The organism is Aliiroseovarius sp. M344 (genome assembly GCF_025140835.1).
In the GTDB taxonomy this organism is placed as follows: domain Bacteria; phylum Pseudomonadota; class Alphaproteobacteria; order Rhodobacterales; family Rhodobacteraceae; genus Aliiroseovarius.
The window spans coordinates 2,846,517-2,867,500 of sequence record NZ_CP081153.1 but is presented as its reverse complement, the minus strand read 5'-3'; the positions used below and the strand labels follow the sequence as shown (position 1 = coordinate 2,867,500).

18 protein-coding genes, 1 tRNA gene and 2 rRNA genes are annotated in these 20,984 nt (G+C 54.9%); 11 read left to right on the top strand and 10 right to left on the bottom strand.

What is annotated here, in order from left to right:
- Positions 1 to 86 precede the first annotated feature (86 nt).
- From K3556_RS14120 to K3556_RS14110, 3 genes are all read left to right on the top strand, one after another.
- Positions 87 to 2,940, top strand: a 23S ribosomal RNA gene (locus K3556_RS14120).
- 116 nt (positions 2,941 to 3,056) lie between these two features.
- A 5S ribosomal RNA gene (gene rrf / locus K3556_RS14115) occupies positions 3,057 to 3,171 on the top strand.
- Between the two features lie 829 nt (positions 3,172 to 4,000).
- Positions 4,001 to 4,684, top strand: a complete 684-nt coding sequence (locus K3556_RS14110; protein WP_260517407.1) for a Crp/Fnr family transcriptional regulator — start codon at positions 4,001 to 4,003, stop codon at positions 4,682 to 4,684.
- Positions 4,685 to 4,748: 64 nt separating this feature from the next.
- On the opposite strand, the gene K3556_RS14105 is transcribed toward K3556_RS14110, so the two are convergent.
- Entirely contained in the window at positions 4,749 to 5,351 is a 603-nt protein-coding gene (locus tag K3556_RS14105) for a hypothetical protein (protein WP_260517406.1), read from the bottom strand.
- 172 nt (positions 5,352 to 5,523) lie between these two features.
- Positions 5,524 to 6,036 (bottom strand): acyloxyacyl hydrolase, encoded by a 513-nt coding sequence (locus K3556_RS14100; RefSeq protein ID WP_260517405.1) that lies wholly within the window; start codon positions 6,034 to 6,036, stop codon positions 5,524 to 5,526.
- A gap of 145 nt (positions 6,037 to 6,181) precedes the next feature.
- Between K3556_RS14100 and K3556_RS14095 the strand changes: the two genes are divergently transcribed.
- The 3 genes from K3556_RS14095 (at position 6,182) to K3556_RS14085 (ending at position 8,237) form a co-directional block, all read left to right on the top strand.
- A tRNA-Met gene (locus K3556_RS14095) sits at positions 6,182 to 6,258 on the top strand.
- Between the two features lie 195 nt (positions 6,259 to 6,453).
- On the top strand, positions 6,454 to 7,698 hold the full coding sequence (locus K3556_RS14090) for an AGE family epimerase/isomerase (RefSeq protein WP_260517404.1): 1,245 nt from the start codon (positions 6,454 to 6,456) through the stop codon (positions 7,696 to 7,698).
- Between the two features lie 125 nt (positions 7,699 to 7,823).
- Positions 7,824 to 8,237: a universal stress protein gene (locus K3556_RS14085; protein ID WP_260517403.1), complete on the top strand. Its 414-nt coding sequence runs from the start codon at positions 7,824 to 7,826 to the stop codon at positions 8,235 to 8,237.
- Between the two features lie 96 nt (positions 8,238 to 8,333).
- Here K3556_RS14085 and K3556_RS14080 read toward each other — a convergent pair whose 3' ends face one another.
- The 7 genes from K3556_RS14080 to K3556_RS14050 all read right to left on the bottom strand — a co-directional run bounded on the left by K3556_RS14080 (position 8,334) and on the right by K3556_RS14050 (position 16,042).
- Positions 8,334 to 9,479, bottom strand: coding sequence for an iron-containing alcohol dehydrogenase (locus K3556_RS14080; RefSeq protein WP_260517402.1), 1,146 nt, complete (start codon positions 9,477 to 9,479; stop codon positions 8,334 to 8,336).
- The gene (locus K3556_RS14075; RefSeq protein ID WP_260517401.1) at positions 9,476 to 10,858 is read right to left on the bottom strand and encodes an aldehyde dehydrogenase family protein; all 1,383 of its coding nucleotides are present in this window, start codon (positions 10,856 to 10,858) and stop codon (positions 9,476 to 9,478) included. Before K3556_RS14075 ends, K3556_RS14080 begins: the two co-directional genes overlap by 4 nt.
- Before the next feature lie 61 nt (positions 10,859 to 10,919).
- Positions 10,920 to 12,281, bottom strand: coding sequence for a glutamine synthetase family protein (locus tag K3556_RS14070; protein WP_260517400.1), 1,362 nt, complete (start codon positions 12,279 to 12,281; stop codon positions 10,920 to 10,922).
- Between the two features lie 65 nt (positions 12,282 to 12,346).
- Positions 12,347 to 13,381, bottom strand: coding sequence for a TRAP transporter substrate-binding protein (locus K3556_RS14065; RefSeq protein ID WP_260517399.1), 1,035 nt, complete (start codon positions 13,379 to 13,381; stop codon positions 12,347 to 12,349).
- 54 nt (positions 13,382 to 13,435) lie between these two features.
- On the bottom strand, positions 13,436 to 14,761 hold the full coding sequence (locus tag K3556_RS14060; RefSeq protein ID WP_260517398.1) for a TRAP transporter large permease subunit: 1,326 nt from the start codon (positions 14,759 to 14,761) through the stop codon (positions 13,436 to 13,438).
- On the bottom strand, positions 14,751 to 15,269 hold the full coding sequence (locus tag K3556_RS14055; protein ID WP_260517397.1) for a TRAP transporter small permease subunit: 519 nt from the start codon (positions 15,267 to 15,269) through the stop codon (positions 14,751 to 14,753). The genes K3556_RS14060 and K3556_RS14055 overlap by 11 nt, the downstream gene beginning before the upstream one ends.
- A complete protein-coding gene (locus K3556_RS14050) occupies positions 15,266 to 16,042 on the bottom strand; it encodes an N-formylglutamate amidohydrolase (RefSeq protein WP_260517396.1) in 777 nt (258 codons plus the stop codon). Before K3556_RS14050 ends, K3556_RS14055 begins: the two co-directional genes overlap by 4 nt.
- 117 nt (positions 16,043 to 16,159) lie before the next feature.
- Here K3556_RS14050 and K3556_RS14045 point away from each other — a divergent pair, with 117 nt between their 5' ends.
- Complete coding sequence (locus K3556_RS14045; RefSeq protein WP_260517395.1) at positions 16,160 to 17,020, top strand: MurR/RpiR family transcriptional regulator; 861 nt, start codon at positions 16,160 to 16,162, stop codon at positions 17,018 to 17,020.
- Between the two features lie 34 nt (positions 17,021 to 17,054).
- Here K3556_RS14045 and K3556_RS14040 read toward each other — a convergent pair whose 3' ends face one another.
- Positions 17,055 to 17,900 (bottom strand): zinc-ribbon domain-containing protein, encoded by an 846-nt coding sequence (locus K3556_RS14040; RefSeq protein ID WP_260517394.1) that lies wholly within the window; start codon positions 17,898 to 17,900, stop codon positions 17,055 to 17,057.
- A gap of 158 nt (positions 17,901 to 18,058) precedes the next feature.
- Here K3556_RS14040 and K3556_RS14035 point away from each other — a divergent pair, with 158 nt between their 5' ends.
- From K3556_RS14035 to K3556_RS14020, 4 genes are read left to right on the top strand one after another with little or no spacing between them, the layout of a single operon-like run.
- Entirely contained in the window at positions 18,059 to 18,733 is a 675-nt protein-coding gene (locus tag K3556_RS14035) for a cell division ATP-binding protein FtsE (RefSeq protein ID WP_260517393.1), read from the top strand.
- Positions 18,730 to 19,635 (top strand): ABC transporter permease, encoded by a 906-nt coding sequence (locus K3556_RS14030; protein WP_260517392.1) that lies wholly within the window; start codon positions 18,730 to 18,732, stop codon positions 19,633 to 19,635. Before K3556_RS14035 ends, K3556_RS14030 begins: the two co-directional genes overlap by 4 nt.
- Positions 19,635 to 20,369: a 1-acyl-sn-glycerol-3-phosphate acyltransferase gene (locus K3556_RS14025; protein ID WP_260517391.1), complete on the top strand. Its 735-nt coding sequence runs from the start codon at positions 19,635 to 19,637 to the stop codon at positions 20,367 to 20,369. Before K3556_RS14030 ends, K3556_RS14025 begins: the two co-directional genes overlap by 1 nt.
- Positions 20,369 to 20,974, top strand: coding sequence for a pyridoxamine 5'-phosphate oxidase family protein (locus tag K3556_RS14020; protein ID WP_260517390.1), 606 nt, complete (start codon positions 20,369 to 20,371; stop codon positions 20,972 to 20,974). The genes K3556_RS14025 and K3556_RS14020 overlap by 1 nt, the downstream gene beginning before the upstream one ends.
- The last annotated feature ends 10 nt before the right edge of the window (positions 20,975 to 20,984 follow it).

The following is a 20,984-nucleotide window of genomic DNA, read 5'->3' as shown; positions in this document are numbered from 1 at the left end:
AGCGCGGGAAAGTATGCTTTTGGTCCAGATTGCCCCTTCTGGGGTAAGAGGTCAGATATACAAAAGGTCTGTCTTCTTCTGGATCAAATCAAGCGCGAGAAGGGCGTTTGGTGAATGCCTTGGCAGTAAGAGGCGATGAAGGACGTGATACTCTGCGATAAGCTTTGGGAAGGTGAGAATAGCCGTTATACCCAAAGATCTCCGAATGGGGCAACCCACCTGACAGTTTGATATAATTGCTTAGATACTTTCGAGTATTTGTGGCAGCTTATATCTTTCTGAGACAGGTATTTATAGACTGAATACATAGGTTTATAAAAGCAAACCCGGGGAACTGAAACATCTAAGTACCCGGAGGAAAGGACATCAATTGATACTCCCCTAGTAGCGGCGAGCGAACGGGGACCAGCCGAGCCATGAGTGTGGATAGAATGTGTTGGAAAGCACAACCATAGTGGGTGACAGTCCCGTATATGAAGCATGATTGGACGTATTAAGTAGGGCGGAACACGTGAAATTCTGTCTGAAGATCGGAGGACCACCTTCGAAGGCTAAGTACTCCTTACTGACCGATAGTGAACCAGTACCGTGAGGGAAAGGTGAAAAGCACCCCGACGAGGGGAGTGAAACAGTACCTGAAACCGAACGCCTACAATCAGTCGGAGGCCCCTTGAGGGCTGACGGCGTACCTTTTGTATAATGGGTCATCGACTTGGTCTATCTAGCAAGCTTAAGCCGTTAGGTGTAGGCGCAGCGAAAGCGAGTCTTAATAGGGCGAATGAGTTAGGTGGATCAGACCCGAAACCGAGTGATCTAGGCATGGCCAGGTTGAAGGTGCGGTAACACGCACTGGAGGACCGAACCCACATCTGTTGAAAAAGATCGGGATGAGCTGTGCCTAGGGGTGAAAGGCCAATCAAACTCGGAGATAGCTGGTTCTCTGCGAAATCTATTTAGGTAGAGCGTCATACGAATACTCTCGGGGGTAGAGCACTGAATGGGTAATGGGGGCCTACAGCCTTACTGATCCTAATCAAACTCCGAATACCGAGAAGTACTATATGGCAGACACACAGCGGATGCTAACGTCCGTTGTGGAGAGGGAAACAACCCTGACCTACAGCTAAGGCCCCTAATTCATGGCTAAGTGGGAAAGCAGGTGAGACGACCAAAACAACCAGGAGGTTGGCTTAGAAGCAGCCATCCTTTAAAGATAGCGTAACAGCTCACTGGTCTAATTTAAGTTGTCTTGCGGCGAAGATGTACCGGGGCTCAAGCCATGAGCCGAAGCTTAGGGTGTGCACTTATGTGCACGCGGTAGCAGAGCGTAGTGTGACATAGTTCCGTTCCTCATTAATGCCTTCGGGCATGTTTGAGGATTGGAGCTTTCTGTGAAGCCGGCGCGTGAGCGATCCGGTGGAGAGATCACTAGTGAGAATGATGACATGAGTAGCGACAAACAGGGTGAGAGACCCTGTCGCCGAAAATCCAAGGGTTCCTGCTTAAAGCTAATCTGAGCAGGGTAAGCCGACCCCTAAGGCGAGGCCGAAAGGCGTAGTCGATGGGAACCAGGTTAATATTCCTGGGCCATGAGGTGGTGACGGATCTCGAAGGTAGTTCATCCTTATCGGATTGAATGGGCTGCTAAGAGGTTCCTGGAAATAGCCCCTCTATTAGATCGTACCCTAAACCGACACAGGTGGATAGGTAGAGTATACCAAGGCGCTTGAGAGAACGATGTTGAAGGAACTCGGCAAAATACCTCCGTAAGTTCGCGAGAAGGAGGCCCAGTTTCTACGCAAGTATTGACTGGGGGCACAAACTAGGGGGTGGCGACTGTTTACTAAAAACACAGGGCTCTGCGAAGTCGCAAGACGACGTATAGGGTCTGACGCCTGCCCGGTGCCGGAAGGTTAAAAGGAGGAGTGCAAGCTCCGAATTGAAGCCCCGGTAAACGGCGGCCGTAACTATAACGGTCCTAAGGTAGCGAAATTCCTTGTCGGGTAAGTTCCGACCTGCACGAATGGCGTAACGACTTCCCCGCTGTCTCCAACATCGACTCAGCGAAATTGAATTGCCTGTCAAGATGCAGGCTTCCCGCGGTTAGACGGAAAGACCCCGTGCACCTTTACTACAGCTTCGCACTGGCATCAGATACAATATGTGCAGAATAGGTGGTAGGCTTTGAAGCAGGAACGCTAGTTTCTGTGGAGCCTCCTTTGAGATACCACCCTTGTTTTGTTTGATGTCTAACCGCGGTCCGTTATCCGGATCCGGGACCCTGCGTGGCGGGTAGTTTGACTGGGGCGGTCGCCTCCTAAAGAGTAACGGAGGCGCGCGAAGGTTGGCTCAGAGCGGTCGGAAATCGCTCGTTGAGTGCAATGGCAGAAGCCAGCCTGACTGCGAGACTGACAAGTCGAGCAGAGTCGAAAGACGGCCATAGTGATCCGGTGGTCCCGAGTGGAAGGGCCATCGCTCAACGGATAAAAGGTACGCCGGGGATAACAGGCTGATACTGCCCAAGAGTCCATATCGACGGCAGTGTTTGGCACCTCGATGTCGGCTCATCTCATCCTGGGGCTGGAGCAGGTCCCAAGGGTACGGCTGTTCGCCGTTTAAAGAGGTACGTGAGCTGGGTTTAGAACGTCGTGAGACAGTTCGGTCCCTATCTGCCGTGGGTGTAGGATACTTGAGAGGAGTTGCCCCTAGTACGAGAGGACCGGGGTGAACGAACCACTGGTGGACCAGTTGTCGTGCCAACGGCAGTGCTGGGTAGCTATGTTCGGACAGGATAACCGCTGAAGGCATCTAAGCGGGAAGCCCCCCTCAAAACAAGGTATCCCTGAGGACCGTGGAAGACTACCACGTCGATAGGCCGGAGATGTAAGCGCAGCAATGCGTTCAGTTGACCGGTACTAATTGTCCGATAGGCTTGATTTGATCCAGTAGAAGCTAGACACTTTTACGATCACTCAAAAGCATACACACCTAAGTGTACTGACTTGGAACTGGAGAGAAGCAAACAAAAGCATCGCTCCAATTAGCTCTTTCCTCGGTTTGGTGGTCACAGCACAAGTGAAACACCCGATCCCATCCCGAACTCGGAAGTTAAGCACTGTCGCGCCAATGGTACTGCGTCTTAAGACGTGGGAGAGTAGGTCACCGCCAAACCTAGAAAAGAGCTAATTCTCTCAAATACGATATCAACACAAACAAACCGCCCCGAGCCAACATTGGCCGGGGCGGTTTGCGTTGGGGGAGGCGTGCACATGCCTATGGTGGAAATCCGGACTTCAAATCGGCTCAAACCAAGCCATACTTAACCCGCGCCAATAGCGACCCCGCAAACACCAAAAAAACAAAATGAAAACCAATGCCCTCGCAACACTCCTTGCTTTCTCTCTCCTCATTGCACCTCAAGAAACACGCGCCGAAAACTGTGCGGAGGTTTTGGCAAATCCGCCTTTTGTGGGGCCGAGTGGTGAGAGTCGGAAAAGAATAAGTACGAAAAACATGTTCGCCGCGCTGAAGGGCAAGATGTGCCCAAAGGACGTGGTCTCAGCGTATTTTGAAGCGGCCGGATGGGAGAAAAGAGCGGAACACCTACATCTGCCAAACAGTGTTATTCGTGGGGATATACCCGTCGATCAATTTATGGCTTTCTGTCTCCCCAGACACTTTCTTCTACGGTGGATAGATCGTTGCTATGCATCAGCTAGTGTCTATTCTTGCCAAGGGAGGATCGCGTTCATAAACTCAAGCCTTACCAAATAGACAGTGGTGAGCTATTGTTCACCGACTGTAACCTAGAGTTTCTGGCGCAGGTCACATCGGAGAAAGCGATTTCCCGACCAACTCGAACCATCGGCGACTCCAATCCCAGACCCGGGTCCGAAACTGGATAACTCGTTTCTCCTTATGACCAGTGATGCTTTGAAACCCCATCACTCTTCCTCAATTGCCTCACCCTATGCTAGCCTAGTTGCCTTAGGGAGTACCCATGGAAACGCTGGCGCTTTCAGACATCCTCGTGTTGGCTGCTGCCGGCATGTTCGTTTTGGGATACCTGATCATCAATCAGGTCATCCTGCGCATCATGCTGCTCATCGGCACTGCTTTGTACATCTGGTACTACTACGTTGTGGCACCGACCCCTCTTTGGCCGGCGATCTGGGCGAGCGCGGCGACCGGGTCCGCCAACATTATCGGACTTGGCAGTTTATTGCTTCGAAAGTCGAGGCTGGCGATCCCACGGCGGTTCGTCGACATTTATGATCATTTCGACACATTGCCGCCCGGAGATTTCCGAAAACTGATGCGGCTTGCCCGTCGCAGTAAACGACCGGCAGGCTATCAAATGACGCATCAAAATGTGGATGTCGAAATCCTTTACTACGTTATAAGCGGTACAATCAGGATAGAGAAGTTTGGCAATGCCTTCACGATGCCGGAGGGCAGCTTCGTTGGTGAAGTGTCTTTTCTGACTGGCAATCCCGCGTCTGCGTCAACCTTTCTTGCTGAAGATGGTGATGTTCTGGAGTGGGATGTCGACGCGCTTAAGCGACGTGCAGAACGGGATGCGCGATTCCGGTTGGCCCTTGATGCTGTGATCACACTGGATCTGGCGCAAAAAGTGGCTCGCGCGGGAGCTCAAGACCAAGATGCTATGGCACGCATCTCATAGCGGCCCAATTGGCAATGCAATTGAGTGGTGCAATCGACGGAGGCCGAGATCGCAAGGTATCTCATTACTCAAACCCATTCGTCGCACAGCTAAGGAAACGGTCGATCTGGGTCTGAATCTGCAGCCATTGCGGTAAAAGTTTTGAAGCATAGTCTACCACGGCGTCGATCGCATGGGTTCGAAAGTAATGGGTGCAGGATTGGTTTGATTTACCCGCTGCCGCCCTGCATTCCAAAACCGCGGAGAGCTCGCCACTGGGGTTCACCGCTGTATAGATCAATGTGGATTGGTCGCCATCGCCCGCGAATAGGCGCGACAGGCCAAAGTCTGACGGGGTTCGAGTGACCGCATTCCGGGCAGGTACAGCCGCGGCAGTCAGATTAGCAATGACCTTTTCCAGATCAGCGAAATCGCCAATGAGAAGGGTCAGATGTGCGGCGCTTTGTGTCGCTGTCAATCTCCGCGCTTGCTCGCGGCTGACCGGCAAAGCACTTCCCACCATCATTCGCAGCAGCAGCGAGCCATGACGCAACCCGCTTTGCTGATCGGCGCGATCTTCCAGATAAGACTGTGGGAGGGCAACCTGCACCTCCCCCCCTTCGAGCCCCATGTCGAGGTAAAGCACCACCATTTCGGCGCCGTCGAAGAACTGATTACAAGGGTCCATTGGAGGGCTTGTCACAAGAGTGTCATAGCTAACCGATCGCGCTGGCTGGCTGGTTGCCATCGCGAAAAGCCCGCAGAATATGAGCACAGTAGCTGTCTTCACATGCCAACTATGCGCCTAAGATGTCGTTTCGGCAAACTTGGCGGAGAAAGTGGTCGGCTTCGCGCCAAATTTACTCGGTAGGCACAGAGACGCGAAGTTGCAGGGTTTCCAGTCCGGGATTGGTCGGAACGATGTCGCCGTTGGAGCGGTGATCAAGCGAAATGCTGTAACGCATTCCATTGGGATGCTCATAGCCAGCGTCTATCCCCGAGCGAAACTCAACCGCATGTCCAAGCACGGGGCCATTTCCGCGCAACCAGAGGCCAGGCATGAACGAAAACTGCGCGAAAGAGGTGTTGCCCCAAAGGTGAAAGGCATTCACGGCGCCAAGGCCGATCCATACGTCACCCAAACTGTCCACAGAAGCGCCGATCGCGGGCTGGAAAGGGCCAAAGCTGATCGGCAAGTCGTGTCGGTAATAGGCTTCAGCCCCTATGGAATCAGCCTCGAATATGAGCCGCCCTGCGGATGCGACTTGGCGGGCCACGGTGGCCACCGGTTTCACGCACCCTGTGTCGCAGTGATTGACCCACATGTCGATCAAACCAGTGAATAGAAACAAGACTGCCAGCGTGCCGTCCATTACAATAACCTTCCGTGTTCTCAACCAGTTAAACAAACGCACCGGTAATGTCACCCGGTCGAATAAACCAACCGCCTATTGTAACAGTTTTTTTGCCGAATGAGCTTGTGGTTCCCAAACTGTCCGCCTATATACACCGCATTGGCGCGGGATGGAGCAGCCCGGTAGCTCGTCAGGCTCATAACCTGAAGGTCGTAGGTTCAAATCCTACTCCCGCAACCAAAACCAAAAACCGACCTTACAACGTCTGTTGTGGTCGGTTTTTTGTTGCCTGATCCTGATGTCCTGTTCACCAGATCCAAGATCTGCCGGCTTTGCCAACAAGACCGTATTGCATTGCCTTGCTCAGGCCAGCCATAAGTGCCCAAGCAACTGTCAGGCATAGGGATTGCCAGTGCATTTGAGAGGGTCTTCGATATGACGACGTATCACCCGACACAACCGCCCAAGCGGCGACATCAGTATGGCACACCAGAGCAGCAGGAATGGTTGCGCGTTGATGCGCACAGCCAGTTCGCCTTTTTCAGAGGTAGCCTGCGACCGGACGAAGGCTTCTATATTTTGGGGCGCGACGGCGCCCCGCTGGATAGTGCCGTCCAAGAACTACACACGACGACGCGGCTGACCCACGCATACGCGTTGGGAAAACAGGCTGGGCTAACTGGCTGCGACGCCGTTATTGATAAAGGTATGTCGTATCTCTGGCATCGCCACCGTGATCGGGAACACGGCGGGTATTTGTGGGCGCTTGACAGCGGCACAGTGCATGACGACCGGAAACTGGCTTACGGACATGTCTTCGTTCTGCTGGCAGGGGCGAGCGCGAAGTTGGCGGGGCATCCGGATGCAGACCGATTGATCGATAATGTGACGTCAGTGTTGAACCAGCGATACTGGGAGGATGACGCGGGGCTGTTTGCCGACGAATGGAATCGCGACTGGTCCCCCTTTTCGTCGTATCGTGGGATGAATACCAACATGCATGCTGTCGAGGCACTGCTGACCGCTTACGAAGCGACTGGACGCGAAGATTACATGAAAAAAGTCGGGCAAATTCTGGATTTTTTCATCGGCAAGATCGGTCAGACAGAGGGCTGGCGGCTGCCCGAGCATTACACAAAAGATTGGCAAGTCGACCTCAGCTATTCCGGTGATCCTATGTTTCGCCCTGCGGGCACCACTCCGGGCCATTCGTTCGAGCTTGCACGGTTATTGCTGCAATACTGGGATCTGCGCGGGCGACCTGATGATGCGTCATGCGAGGCTGCATGGGCATTGACCGAGCGTGCTCTGACGGACGCATGGGATCACAAGAACGGTGGTTTGTATTACACACTGAAGACTGGCGGAACGCCTGACATCAGAGACCGCTATTGGTGGCCTGTGACTGAGGCGATCGGCGTTCTTGCCAGCTTCCTAAAGCTCGGAGGGTCACAGGTTCAAGCGGAATGGTATGCGCGGATGTGGCAGTTCGCGGATTCCCATTTCATCGATCATAATCGCGGTGGTTGGTATCCCGAGATTGATGCGGCTGGCAAACCGACGGTCACCCAGTTTAAAGGCAAGCCGGACATTTATCACTCAATTCAAGCCACGCTCTTTCCGCTAACGCCAAAATTGTCGCGCATATCAGAAAACTTGGGCGACGTGCTGCGCAGTTAATCCGAAAGCGTTGGCGGCATGATGTGCGTCAAGGCAGGGCCTTGGTGATCTGTGCACTACACGACCTCAGGTGCTGACGTGGCTGTTCATCAGTCAAACGGTGCTGATGATTGAATGAGGATCAAATGTATAAGAAAATTCTTGTCCCAATGGCGCTGGATCACGACATCTCAGCAGAAACATTAGAGATTTCGAAACGCCTTCTTGCCGAAGGTGGTACGATCACAGCACTGCATGTTCACGAAGCTCCACAGGCGTCGGTCAGTGCTTATCTCAACGAAGATATCTTGAAGGCCGGACTTGACCACGCCCGAACCATTCTGGAGCAAAAGACGGCTGATCTGGAAGGTGTAACAACAGTTCTATTAAAAGGACATACCGCGCGCACCATCATTGATTATGCGCATGAGAAGAGTTTTGATTGCGTCGTGATCGGGTCGCATAAGCCAGGTATAAGTGATTTTTTCCTTGGCTCGACTGCAGCACGTGTGGTGCGCCACTGCCGCTGTGCGGTTCATGTTCAGCGAACTGGCGACTAACCTTAAGGCCGGTCAACGTGGTGCTGCGCCTTTGATCGTATTTGCAGAAGTGCCCCTCAAGCCCTCAGGATCTGAGGGGCACCGCTTGTCAATCGCTCAAAGAACGTCGTGGAACAGTTGGGTTAGGTTGTCCTTGTTCAGTTCTATAGGGTTGCCCCCGCAAGACGGATCAATCAACGCGCCTTTCACCAGCGTGTCGATATCGGGGTTGGTGACGCCAAGCTCACCAACGCGTCTCGGGATCGCCATGCTGTCGTTGAATTCCTGAACGAAGCTCTGGAACCCATTAAACCCGCCTTTGATCCCAAGATAGCCCGCCGCCAGATCAAACCGATCCATGATCGCCGGGGCATTAAGGCGCAGCACCGCAGGCATGCAGATCGCGTTCGTTGTGCCGTGATGGGTGTGATACATCGCGCCAATTGGGTGGCTCAACGCATGGATCGCGCCAAGGCCCTTTTGAAATGCGGTCGCGCCCATGGCGGCGGCGCTCATCATGTTGGCGCGGGCCTCGATATCAGTGCCGTCCGCATAGGCGCGGGGCAGATTGTCGATGACCAGCTTCATACCCTCAAGCGCGATGCCCTGGCTCATCGGGTGGTAGTGCGGGCTTGAATAGGCCTCGACGCAGTGGGCAAAGGCGTCCAGCCCGGTGCCTGCGGTGATAAATTTCGGCATCCCGACCGTCAGTTCTGGATCGCAGATGACCACACTGGGCAGCACCTTCGGGTGAAAGATGATCTTCTTCTCGTGCGTCTCAGAGTTGGTGATGACGCTGGCGCGGCCCACTTCTGACCCGGTGCCGGCCGTGGTGGGCACGGCTACGATCGGGGCAATTGCATCGGCATCTGCGCGGGTCCACCAATCACCAATATCCTCGAAATCCCAGACCGGGCGATTCTGACCTGCCATGAAGGCTACCATTTTGCCCAGATCCAGCCCTGACCCGCCGCCAAACGCGATCACGCCATCATGACCACCCGCCTTATAGGCTTTGACGCCGGCGGTCAGATTGGTTTCGTTCGGGTTTGGGTCCACGTCCGAAAACAGGCCGCGGCCCAGCCCGGCCCCATCCATAACGTCCAGTGTGTCCTTGGTGATCGGCAGATCGGCCAACCCCTTGTCCGTCACCAGAAGGGGGCGTTTGATGCCCGCCTGTGCACATGCCAGCGGCAATTCTTTGATACGGCCTGCGCCGAACTTGATTGCGGTCGGATAGGACCAGTTTCCTAGAAGGCTCATGATGTTACCTTTTTCAGATGATAGGATTTCGGACGGGTCAGGTTCTGATAGCCGATCACCGACAATCCCCCACCGCGACCAGTATTTTTACAGCCTGTCCAGCACAGACCCGGGTCAAGATAATCCGCCCTGTTCATGAAAACGGTGCCGGTCTCAACCTGATCGCCAACAGATTGCGCACGCTCGACGTCGCGCGTCCAGAGCGAGGCCGTCAGACCGAACTCGCTGTCATTCATCAGGCGGATCGCCTCTTCGTCGGTCTTGACGGCCATGATCCCGACAACGGGACCAAAGCTTTCATCCCGCATCACACGCATGTCGTGGGTGACGTTTGTCAAAATCTGAGGCGTCAGATACGCCCCGCCATCATCTTCCGGGAACGTGTCGATATGGGCCTTCGCGCCATCGGCCAATGCCTCGTCAATCTGGGCACGCACTTCAGAGGCAAACCGCACATTGGCCATCGGACCAAGTGTGGTTTCCGGGTCTAGTGGGCTGCCAAGTTTGTAGCCTTTCACAATCTCGACCGCCTTGGCGACAAAATCGTCAAACAGGCTTTCATGAACATAGATGCGCTCGATCCCGCAACAGCACTGACCGGCATTGAACATCGCCCCGTCGATCAGGGTTTCGACGGCCGCATCCAAATCAGCGTCCTCCATGACATAGCCGGGATCTTTTCCGCCAAGCTCGGTGCCGACGCCAGTGAACGTGCCAGCCGCTGCGCGTTCCATCGCTTGCCCGCCACCAACTGATCCGGTGAAGTTCACGAAGTCGAACGCGTTGCCCGAAATCAGATCATTGGTCACGTCATGCGACAGAAACACGTTCTGAAACACATCGGTGGGAATGCCGGCAGAATGAAACGCCGCCGCCATGCGTTCGCCAACCAAAAGCGTTTGGGTGGCGTGTTTCAGCACCACAGTGTTGCCCGCAATCAGCGCAGGCGCGACGGTATTGATTGCGGTCATGTATGGGTAATTCCACGGCGCGACCACGAACACCACGCCATGCGGCACACGCTTGATATAACGCTTGAAAGAAGCATCCTCGCCAACATTGATATCCGCCAACGCCTCGGCTGCAATGCTGGCCATATGCGTCGCGCGCTCGTTGAACCCACCAAACTCGCCGCCATAGCGTACAGGGCGCCCCATCATATGGGCCAACTCCGGCACAATGTCGTCATTCATCGCGCCCACAGCGGCAACCCCTGCCTGCACAAGATCGATCCGCTCCTGAAGTGGACGCGCAGCCCACGCCGCTTGTGCATCTCGCGCCCGCTGAGCCACGACAAACGCATCCTCCCGCGACAACGTCTCACGCGTTGCAAAAACTGAACCGTCAATCGGCGACACACAATTTAAAACCTGGTTCATAGACCATTTTCCTCATGTTTCTTTTGGCCGTAAATATCCCCGCCGGAGGCAGGAAATCTTGTTACGCCCGCTCAAACCCACGCGCGATTTCCCAATCGGTCACCACGCGTTCGAATTCCTCAATCTCCACTTCCGCAGCGCGGGTATAGTGATCAATGACGTCATCTCCCATCGCGGCCCGCAGCATGGCCGACCCATGCAGTGCATCGCGCGCGGCTTGCAGGTTGCCCGGGATCATTCCGGTATCGCCCTTATAAACATCGCCCGTGGTTGGGGGCTGAAGCTCTAGCGCTTCCTCGATCCCAGCAATGCCAGCTGCCAGCATCCCTGCAATTGCAAGATAGGGGTTCATATCTGACCCAGGGATGCGGCATTCCACCCGGATCGCCTTGGTTCCTTCTCCGCACAACCGGAACCCTGCTGTTCGGTTGTCCACCGACCAGATGATCCGCGTGGGCGCAAATGTGCCCTTCATGAACCGCTTATAACTGTTGATGTAAGGCGCCATGAAATAGGTGTAGTCCGGTGCGTATTTCAGCAGCCCGGCCATATAGTTTTTCATCAGCGCCGACATGCCGAGCTTATCATCGGCATCAACGAAAGCTGGTTTGCCGTCTTTCCACAGCGACTGGTGCACATGGCTGGAGGAACCAACCTTTTCGTGGTGCCATTTCGGCAGGAAACTTGCGGCGTGTCCTTGCTGCCAAGCAATTTCCTTCACCGCATGTTTGGCAATCGTGTGAAAGGCTGCTGTGTCCATTGCGGCCGCATATTTGATGTTCAGCTCTTCCTGGCCAGCCTCGGCTTCACCTTTTGAGTTTTCGATCGGCAAGCCGGCATTCCACAGGTGATTGCGGATCGGCCGCATCACGTATTCTTCTTTGGTGGTCTGCAGGATGTGGTAATCCTCGTTATAGCCCGAGATGGGCGTCAAATCGCGGAACCCACCCTTGCTAATCTCCTCAAAACTCTTCTCGAACAGGAAAAATTCCAGCTCGGTTGCACACATCGCATCAAAGCCCATGTCAGCCAAGCGCGCCACCTGACGCTTCAGGATTGCGCGTGGCGAATGGGGCACGTCTTCATGGGTGTGGTGGTCCAAAACATCGCACAGCACCATCACTGTACCGTCCAGCCATGGCACAGGCCGCAGTGTGGCCAAATCTGGCTTCATGACATAGTCGCCATAGCCGCGCTCCCAACTGGTCGAGGCATAGCCATCCGGCGTCCCCATTTCCAGATCGGTGGCCAGCAAATAGTTGCAACAGTGGGTTTCCTCCCACGCGCCAGCTACGAAGTGGCCTGCATGAAACCGTTTGCCCATCAGGCGGCCCTGCATGTCGACGAAACACACCAGAACGGTGTCGATTTCACCCTCCGCGACTTGGGACTTCAGATCTTCAAAAGAAAGTATAGGCGACATAGTTGGACCCTCTGAAAGTGAACCGGGCGAGCAAGATACTCGCCCGGAAAGTGAGTATACGCAGATTAGCCGTAACGATATGGACGGCCAGCTTTTTGCATGTCCGCATTATACTTTTTGATGATATCCACAACCTTGGCTTTGGTTTCGGATTCCGCTGCTATTTCATCCCAGAATTTGATTGCCGCGTCTTCCACCTGTGCCCATTCGGCGTCAGGAATTGTGGTCAGTTCCATCTTGGGTCCGTTCACACGCAGGCTGGCCTCGCCGCCCCAATACCACCATTGGCGATAGTAATGCGACTGATCACAGCAGACGCGGAACAGCGTTTGCAGGTCCTCAGGCAGTTCGTTCCAGCGATCCATATTTGCAAAGAACGATCCGGCCCATGCGCCCGAGATATTGTTGGTCAGGAAATAGTTGGTCACATCGGCCCAACCAACAGTGTAGTCCTCGGTGATGCCCGACCATGCGATGCCGTCAAGCTCGCCGGTTTGAACAGCAACTTCGATATCCTCCCAAGGCAGTGTGACAGGCACAACGCCGAACTGGGCAAGGAAGCGGCCAGCGGTCGGGAAGGTGAAGACGCGCTTGCCTTTCAGATCCTCAAGCGAATTGATCGGATCCTTGGTGGCAAAATGGCATGGATCCCATGCGCCAGCGCTGATGTGTTTTACGCCGACCTTGGAATATTCTGCGTCCCATATCTCGTTCAGACCGTATTGGTTGAACAGCACCGGCACATCCAGCGAATAGCGCGACGCAAAGGGGAAGTACCCGCCAAACACGGTCACTTCGGTCGGGGATGCCATCGAGTCGTCATCTGACTGAACCGCATCAATCGTGCCGCGTTGCATGGCCTGAAATAGCTCACCCGTGGGCACCAGCTGATCTGCAAAGAACAGCTCGATCTGCATCCGGTCGCCAGCGATCTTGTTGAACATGTCGATGGCAGGCTTGATCACATGCTCGGCCAGCGCGGGTCCTGCATAGGTCTGCATCCGCCATTTGATTGTGGATTGAGAAAGCGCCGGAGTAGCAAGCGGCGCTGCCAAAGCGCCAACACCTGCGCCGGCGATAAACTTACGTCTCGTTGTCATTTGTTGTTCTCCTTGTTGCAAGTTGATTTCGGCTCGTTTGCCGAGCTCTCTGATTTAATTTCCATAGACCCAACCCGGCAGCCAAAGGGCGATCTCCGGGAACAGGATGACCAATGTCAGCGCCAGCACCATCACCAGCACAAAGGGTAGGATGGAGCCATAAATATCGCGCAGCGTGATTTCCGGCGGGGCCATCGCGCGCATCAAAAACAGATTATAGCCGAAAGGCGGCGTCATATATGCGATCTGAGTCGTGATCGTATAGAGCACACCATACCAGATCAGATCGAAACCAAGTGCGGCGACCAGAGGCACGTAAAGTGGAGCGACGATGACCAGCATTGCGGTGTCATCCAGAAACGTTCCCATAAGGATGAAGCTTAGTTGCATCAGGATCAAGATGACCCATGGGTTCAGACCCAACCGCTCGGTGAATAGAGTCTCGATGGCTTTCACAGCGCCCAAGCCGTCGAACACGGCACCAAAGGCCAAAGCGGCAAGAATGATCCACATGAACATACAGCTAATGCCCAATGTCATTTTGACCGAGGTTTCGAACACCTCCTTGGTCATGCGACCTTTCAGGACGGCGGCAAGGAACGCGGTAATTGCGCCGATGGCCGAGCTCTCAACAAGCGAGGTCCAACCGTTGACGAAGGGCACCATCATCGCCGCGAAGATGACCAAGGGCAGCATTCCGGCCCGTAACAGCGCCAGCTTTTCGGACATGGGGATGTCGCGTTCCTCTTTCGGAAGGGCGGGGCCGAGCGCGGGATTTATGTGGCACCGAACCGCGATATAGATGATGAACATCGCGGCCATCATCAGCCCGGGCAAAACGCCAGCCAGCCACAACTGGCCAACCGGCTGACGGGCAATCATGGCATAGAGAACCAGCACAACGGAGGGCGGCACCAGAATGCCCAGTGACGATCCCGCCTGAATGACGCCGGTCACCATTTTCTTGTCGTAGTTCCGTTTCAGCAATTCGGGCAAAGCAATCGTCGCGCCAATCGCCATGCCCGCAACACTCAGCCCGTTCATGGCCGAAATCAGCACCATAAGACCAATTGTCCCGATCGCCAGACCACCTTTCAGGCCGCCCATCCAGACATGAAACATCTTGTACAGGTCATCAGCAATCTTCGACTCTGACAGCACGTAGCCCATGAAAATGAACATTGGTAGGGTCAGCAACGGATACCATTTCATCAGTTTCATTGCCGAGGAAAAGGCAATGTCATAGCCACCGCGATCGCCCCAAAGGACAAGTGCCGCGATCACGGCCACAAAGCCGATCGCGCCAAAAACGCGCTGTCCGGTCAGAAGCATCGCCATCATGGTTGCGAACATGAAGATCGCAATCAACTCATACGACATTGTCGATCTCCTCGCCGCGCAGGCGCAGAATGTCTTTGAAAAGCTCGGATATGGCCTGCAGCAACATCAGTGATATCCCGGTGCACATAATAAGTTTGATTGGCCATAGATAAGGGCGCCACGCTGTCGGACTACGCTCGCCGCCATAACTGAAGGAATAGATCGTACTGTCGACACCGCCCCAAAGCAGAACGCTAAGATAGAAAATCAGGAACATCACCGTGATGATGTCTATGGCGGCTTTGCGGCGTGTGCTCCACCCGCCGTAAAGAAGGTCCATACGGACATTCGATCCCATCTGGATCGAATAGGGCCCGCCCAGAATGTAGTAGGTCACCATGGCAAACTGCGCCATTTCCAGCGTCCAGAGCGACGGGTTAAAGAAGGTTTTCGAGATCGAAGACCACAACAGGATCGCCATCATGACAAAGATGCCATACATGGTCACCCGTCCGATGCGATAGTTGATCTGATCAACAATGCTGATGAATTTGCGAAGCGCTGTCATATTTCGGCGGTTTCCATTGTGGTGATCTGTGCGATGACCTGCCCAAGCGTGGCGGCGATATGCTGCGCCATTTTTTCTGCAGTTGCGGGGGTGTCAATCAGGTCATTGCGAATTTCGATCATGACGTTTTCCAAACCGCGCGCTTCGGCGTGTTTGGCCAGCGAATAGGTCACGCCGTCTCGGGCGGCATAGGGTTCGTTGATTGCCGCGCGATAGATACCTTGGCCGTGCTCGATTTTGACAGCGGCTTTGGCGGCATTGCTGCTGTTGTCATGCAAATACCCAATGTCCAACGTGCGGCGTTGACCGTGATAAATGGGCGTGAAGCTGTGAACCGTGACCAGCAGAACCGGGGCGCTGGACCGTTCGATCTGCCGGTCAATGACCTGATCGACAGCGGCATGAAATGGGACATGGACTGTGTCGAAACGATGCTGTTTTCCGGCATCGTCAAGCCCAGCGTTTCCGGGTATTTCGAAAATCTCGCTGCGGGCAGGGACGCAATCGGGGGCCTCCAACGGGCGATTGCAATCGTAGACCAGCCGCGAAACCTGACCTGCGACAAGGGGTGCATCAAGCAGAGCACTTAAGCACTTGGCGACATCCAGGGCCCCGATGTCCCAAGCAGCATGAGAGTGCTGCGCATCGTCTGCCAACCCAAGACCATCATACTCAGGCGGGATGAAATGGGATGCGTGCTCGCAGACAAGCACAACGGGAGCTGTTCCCGCAGCCCCTATCAGCGCAGCCGCTGGCCAAGCTTTCCCGAGCATATTTCTTGCACCCCCGTTTCGTGATGTGTAATTATCACTACAACGAGATCGCATGTGTCAAGATGTATTCTGTAGCGATCGCTACACTGCGGCTATTGTTGATTGAAATGGTGACAAATGGCAAAGAAACCTCTCGTCAAAGACCAAATCCGGGCAAAGCAGGACGAGCTGACAGCTGCTGAACGGCGACTGACAGCCACGCTGTTGGACGATTCGTTGGTCGCAGGGCTGCAGTCGATCACCAAGCTGGCGGAAAGCGCCGAGGTTTCAACGCCCACAGTTATTCGCCTTGCGCGCAAATTGGGGTATCAGGGCTTTCCAGACTTGCAAGACGCCATCCGGGACGAGATTGCCGCCCAGATGAAAGAACCGCTGGCAAAGCTTGAAACCGCGGGGGTGTCTGGCGGGAAAGACCACATCATCAGCCGCTTCGCCGAGGCCGTGTCGCGTAATATTAACCGCAGCCTTGAGCGTCTCGATCTTGACGAATTTGACAGAGCGGCCGCGCTTCTGTCAGATCCCAATCGGCGACTGTACTTGCTGGGCGGGCGGATCACGCGATCAAACGCGCATTACTTTTTCAATCACCTTCAGATCATTCGACCCGGTGTGACGCTGTTGGATTTCTCGCCCAGCGTCTGGCCTCAATCGCTTTTGGATATGGATGAAAACTCTACTCTCATCGTTTTCGACATTCGGCGATATGAGAAAGAATTGGAGCGTTTGGCCAAACTGGTCGTCGATCAGGGTGCGAACATCGTGCTGTTTACCGATCAGTGGGGGTCGCCAATCGAACGCCATGCCAAATTCTGTTTCCGCAGTCTGGTCGAGGTGCCATCAAGCTGGGATTCGACACTGGCGATCAACTTCCTGATCGAAACCCTTGTGGCCGATATCCAAAGCCGCAGTGACAGCGCCGATCGCATCGCGGCCCTGGAAGAGATGATTGGTGAATCGCGTATTTTTCGCAGCAACTGACACTGCGTGATATCTGGATGTTGACTGGTCAGCCTTATTCCGGCTTATCGATCAAACCCTGCATCTTGCCGATTGCAGACCGCATCATTCTTTCCAGACCAACACGGACCCGGTCCGCGACCTCGACATATTGATCCAAGATAGGCTGGATTGCAGGGATACGTTCACCAATTGCAGGAGCGTAAATATAGAGAATGGCCAGAATGCACGCCAAAACGATGACCAAGATATAGCCGCGGCGGAAACTGTTCGGGCTAAACTCTTCTCCGTCTACAGCGTCGACAGCGGTGCTGCCAGCCTCGCCCGCAGGCGCGTCGAGCGTCGAATTGATCTCTTCAATATCGGGCAGGACATCGCTGCGCTTAAGGTCGTCGGACGCAAGCGGTTGTTCGTCTTGATCAGTGGGTTCGACGTCAGCAAGGGTGCGTTTGGTGCTGTCTGACCCAGTACCTGGAGCTTCGTCCAGACCCAGATCAGTTTGCGTTTCAAGGCTTTCGCGTTCGTCGTCGCGTGCTTTGAGTTCCTTCGCAGCTTCCTCTTGCAGAATACTGCGGACGTCATCATCCAATTGCCGGGCTGGCGTAGAGGGCGCGTCATCGCCACTGTCTTCAGTCTGGTCGTCGTCGGACAGGTCAGGTTCCGAAGTCTCGGCTTCAACGGCCTCATCAAAGACTTCTGTCGCCTCTTCGTCCATCTCGTCGATATTGTCGAAGGGGGATGGCGCAGCTTCTTCTTCGGCCTTGACGCGGGCCTCCGCGCTTGGGGCCAATTGGAACCAAGCGTGTCCACAATTGGAACACTGAACATCACGCCCGCTTTCGGGCATCACGCGGTCATCTACTTCATACTGCGCGCCGCAACTAGGACAAACCAGACGCATATTCTTTCCTCGACCCCCGCCGTTCAGCGGGGGTTTTCCCTGCCATTTCAGTTTTAATATGGCAGTTTCTCTGCGAAAATCAAACCATTGCAAGCTCTGCATTGAAACAAATGCTTAGCTGAGGCAAAACTGTCGCCAAGCAATAGCGAGGACCGCGAGTGATCGAGCTGGAACAAGTGTCCTACGGATATGGGGACAGCACTCTTCTATCCGATATTTCCATGAAACTTGCACCGGGTTCGTTTCACTTTTTGACCGGGCCTTCGGGCGCGGGGAAAACGACACTCATCAAATTGTGCTACGGCGAACTGCTAGCAACGCAGGGGCGGGTTGCCCTGTTCGATCAAGACGCAAAGCAGATGTCGCGCGACGATGTCGCGAACGCACGCAGGCGAATTGGTGTTGTGCATCAGGATTGTCAATTTTTGGATCACTTAAGTGTTGCCGAGAATGTATCTCTGCCTTTGACGGTATCTGGGCGCAGTCTGGCGGATCAATCGGAGCTTGAGGATCTGCTGGCTTGGGTGGGCCTGTCGCAGCAGCGCTCAGCCAAGCCGCCGGAATTGTCCGGGGGCGAACGGCAAAGAGCCGCCTTGGCCCGTGCTGTCGTAATGTCGCCGGATGTTATTTTGGCAGACGAACCGACAGGCAACATTGATTGGGAGATGTCGCTACGCCTGCTCAAGTTGTTGATCGAACTGAACCGCATGGGAAAGACCGTGTTGATCGCAACCCATGACATGAACCTGATCCGATCGACAAAGGCACAGGTTCAGACGCGCGTTTTACGTATCTCGAACAAACACGTCACTCAGGCGGGGGTTGATTTATGAACGCGCGGCTGAGCACTTTGATGCATTTCGTAGCAGGGGACGCGCAGGCGGACCGTGTCGTACCGCCAACAGGTTATACAGCCCGACTGACGGTGTTTGCGGCGGCGTCGATGGCTTTCTTAGCAGTGTTTGCCTTGGCGCTGTCTTTGGCGACGGGCCGATTGGCGGATCGTTGGGGTGAAGCGCTCGCCAAAAGTTCGACCATCCGCATTTCTGCTCCGTTGGATCAGATGGACGCGCAGGTTCTTGCCGTGATGGAGGTGTTGGCGACGACCCCCGGCGTAAAAGAAGCCCGCCCGCTCAGCGATGATGAGCAGCGCGCCTTGCTCGAACCTTGGTTCGGACCAGACTTGCCGCTTGATCAATTGCCAATCCCGAAACTGGTCGAGGTGATCGAGGATGCTGACGGCTACGACGCCGATGGCCTGCGCGCCCGATTGGCCGGTGAAGCACCGGGCGCAATATTGGACAACCATGCCCGTTGGCGCGAGCCGCTGGTGCGTGCGGCCAACCGGCTGCGTACGCTGGGCCTTGTTGCCATCGTGCTGATCACTGCGCTTGCTGGTGTTGTGATAACGCTCGCCGCGTCTGCCGCTCTGTCGGCGAATGAACAAGTTATCCGGGTGCTTCGTCTTGTCGGTGCGCAGGACCGGTATATCGCCCACGCTTTTGTGCGCCGATTTACCTTGCGTGCTTTGGCCGGTGCCCTTGTCGGTACGGTTCTGGGCGCTTTTGCGATCTTGCTCTTGCCTTCGACTGGCGATCAGGGAAATTTCCTGACCGGTCTGGGGTTCGTCGGGTGGCAATGGCTGTGGCCTTTCGTGATCCCACCATTCGCAGCGCTTGTAGCCTATGTCGCGACACGCCAGACGGCTCAGACCGTATTGCAGGAGAAACGCTGATGCGTAACGCAATTCAATGGCTGCGGTCACTTCTGTTCATCATCCAGATGTACGTCATGTTACCGATTGTTGGTTTCGTGGGGGTGCCGCTTGTGTGGATCAAACGTGATAACGCGTTCAAGGTGATCCATTTCTATTGTAATTGGGTTCGCTGGACAGCGTCGTGGATGATCGGGCTTAAAAGTGAAATCCGCGGCGAAGTTCCAACGGGCGAGGTGTTGATCGCCGCAAAACACCAGTCTTTTTTCGATATTTTGCTGCTGGCCTCTGTGCTGCCGCGCTTGAAGTTCATCTATAAAAGCCAGCTTAAATGGGCGCCCATTATCAACATATACGCCGTCTATACCAACTCGGTGCCGGTTAATCGCGGCAAGAAAGGCGCGGCTATCAAACAGATGGTTGCCGCCGTGAGAGATGGGCAAAACAAGCCGGGGCAGCTTGTGATTTTTCCGCAAGGCACACGTGTCGCTGCTGGGGCCAAGAAGCCATATAAGGTTGGAATTGGTGTGCTGTACAAAGAAACCGGGCAGGCGGTGGTCCCGGCCTCGACAAATGTGGGCGTGTTTTGGAAACGCCACGGGATCATGCGTTATCCCGGATTGGCGGTGGTTGAGTTTCATGATCCGATCAAACCTGGTCTTTCGACGGACGCCTTCATGGAACGTGTCGAGGATGCGGTGGAGATTGGATCTGATACCTTGATGCGCGAAGCGGGAATGGAGATTTCGGAGTAATGGAGTTCATTGAGACGACAGAAGAGCTGGAAGCCCTATATGGCACGCCTGTTGAGATGTCGCTTAAGAAAGTCACTGACCACCTGACGCCAACCTATCGCGAATGGATTATGGCTTCACGGTTTTGCGTCCTGACAACCGTCGGCCCCGAAGGCACCGATGGCAGCCCGCGCGGTGACGACGGCCCCGTTGTGGCTGAGCTTGACGCACAGACCCTTGCGATGCCGGACTGGCGCGGCAATGAACGGGCAGACAGCCTGCGTAACATCGTCCGCGACCCTCGGGTCTCTTTGATGTTCATGGTGCCGGGATCCGGCAATGTGATGCGCGTCAACGGAGAGGCCCGGCTGACAGCAGACGACGCCTTGCGCGCGAGATTTGAGAAATCGGGCAAGCAACCGCGCGTGGTCATTGTGATCCGCATTGATGAAGTCTATCCGCAATGCGCGCGCGCCATCGTGCGCTCGCGGCTTTGGTCTGCGGGCGATGCCAGTGTTGGCCTGCCAACGATCGGCGAAATGATGAAGGACCTGACGTCCGGGGCTTTCGACGGCGAGAGTTACGACAAGGAATGGCTTGGGCGTGCTCAGTCGACCCTTTGGTGAAGGCCGGCGC

Excerpts from the sequence above, each read along its gene's own strand:
- K3556_RS14025 (WP_260517391.1), top strand. The coding sequence starts at position 19,635 with ATGCGTAACGCAATTCAATGGCTGCGGTCACTTCTGTTCATCATCCAG.
- K3556_RS14045 (WP_260517395.1), top strand. The coding sequence starts at position 16,160 with ATGGCAAAGAAACCTCTCGTCAAAGACCAAATCCGGGCAAAGCAGGAC.
- K3556_RS14060 (WP_260517398.1), bottom strand. The coding sequence starts at position 14,761 with ATGTCGTATGAGTTGATTGCGATCTTCATGTTCGCAACCATGATGGCG.
- K3556_RS14070 (WP_260517400.1), bottom strand. The coding sequence starts at position 12,281 with ATGTCGCCTATACTTTCTTTTGAAGATCTGAAGTCCCAAGTCGCGGAG.
- K3556_RS14075 (WP_260517401.1), bottom strand. The coding sequence starts at position 10,858 with ATGAACCAGGTTTTAAATTGTGTGTCGCCGATTGACGGTTCAGTTTTT.
- K3556_RS14085 (WP_260517403.1), top strand. The coding sequence starts at position 7,824 with ATGTATAAGAAAATTCTTGTCCCAATGGCGCTGGATCACGACATCTCA.
- K3556_RS14055 (WP_260517397.1), bottom strand. The coding sequence starts at position 15,269 with ATGACAGCGCTTCGCAAATTCATCAGCATTGTTGATCAGATCAACTAT.
- K3556_RS14105 (WP_260517406.1), bottom strand. The coding sequence starts at position 5,351 with ATGGACCCTTGTAATCAGTTCTTCGACGGCGCCGAAATGGTGGTGCTT.
- K3556_RS14050 (WP_260517396.1), bottom strand. The coding sequence starts at position 16,042 with ATGCTCGGGAAAGCTTGGCCAGCGGCTGCGCTGATAGGGGCTGCGGGA.
- K3556_RS14090 (WP_260517404.1), top strand. The coding sequence starts at position 6,454 with ATGACGACGTATCACCCGACACAACCGCCCAAGCGGCGACATCAGTAT.
- K3556_RS14080 (WP_260517402.1), bottom strand. The coding sequence starts at position 9,479 with ATGAGCCTTCTAGGAAACTGGTCCTATCCGACCGCAATCAAGTTCGGC.
- K3556_RS14040 (WP_260517394.1), bottom strand. The coding sequence starts at position 17,900 with ATGCGTCTGGTTTGTCCTAGTTGCGGCGCGCAGTATGAAGTAGATGAC.
- K3556_RS14100 (WP_260517405.1), bottom strand. The coding sequence starts at position 6,036 with ATGGACGGCACGCTGGCAGTCTTGTTTCTATTCACTGGTTTGATCGAC.
- K3556_RS14110 (WP_260517407.1), top strand. The coding sequence starts at position 4,001 with ATGGAAACGCTGGCGCTTTCAGACATCCTCGTGTTGGCTGCTGCCGGC.
- K3556_RS14065 (WP_260517399.1), bottom strand. The coding sequence starts at position 13,381 with ATGACAACGAGACGTAAGTTTATCGCCGGCGCAGGTGTTGGCGCTTTG.
- K3556_RS14020 (WP_260517390.1), top strand. The coding sequence starts at position 20,369 with ATGGAGTTCATTGAGACGACAGAAGAGCTGGAAGCCCTATATGGCACG.
- K3556_RS14030 (WP_260517392.1), top strand. The coding sequence starts at position 18,730 with ATGAACGCGCGGCTGAGCACTTTGATGCATTTCGTAGCAGGGGACGCG.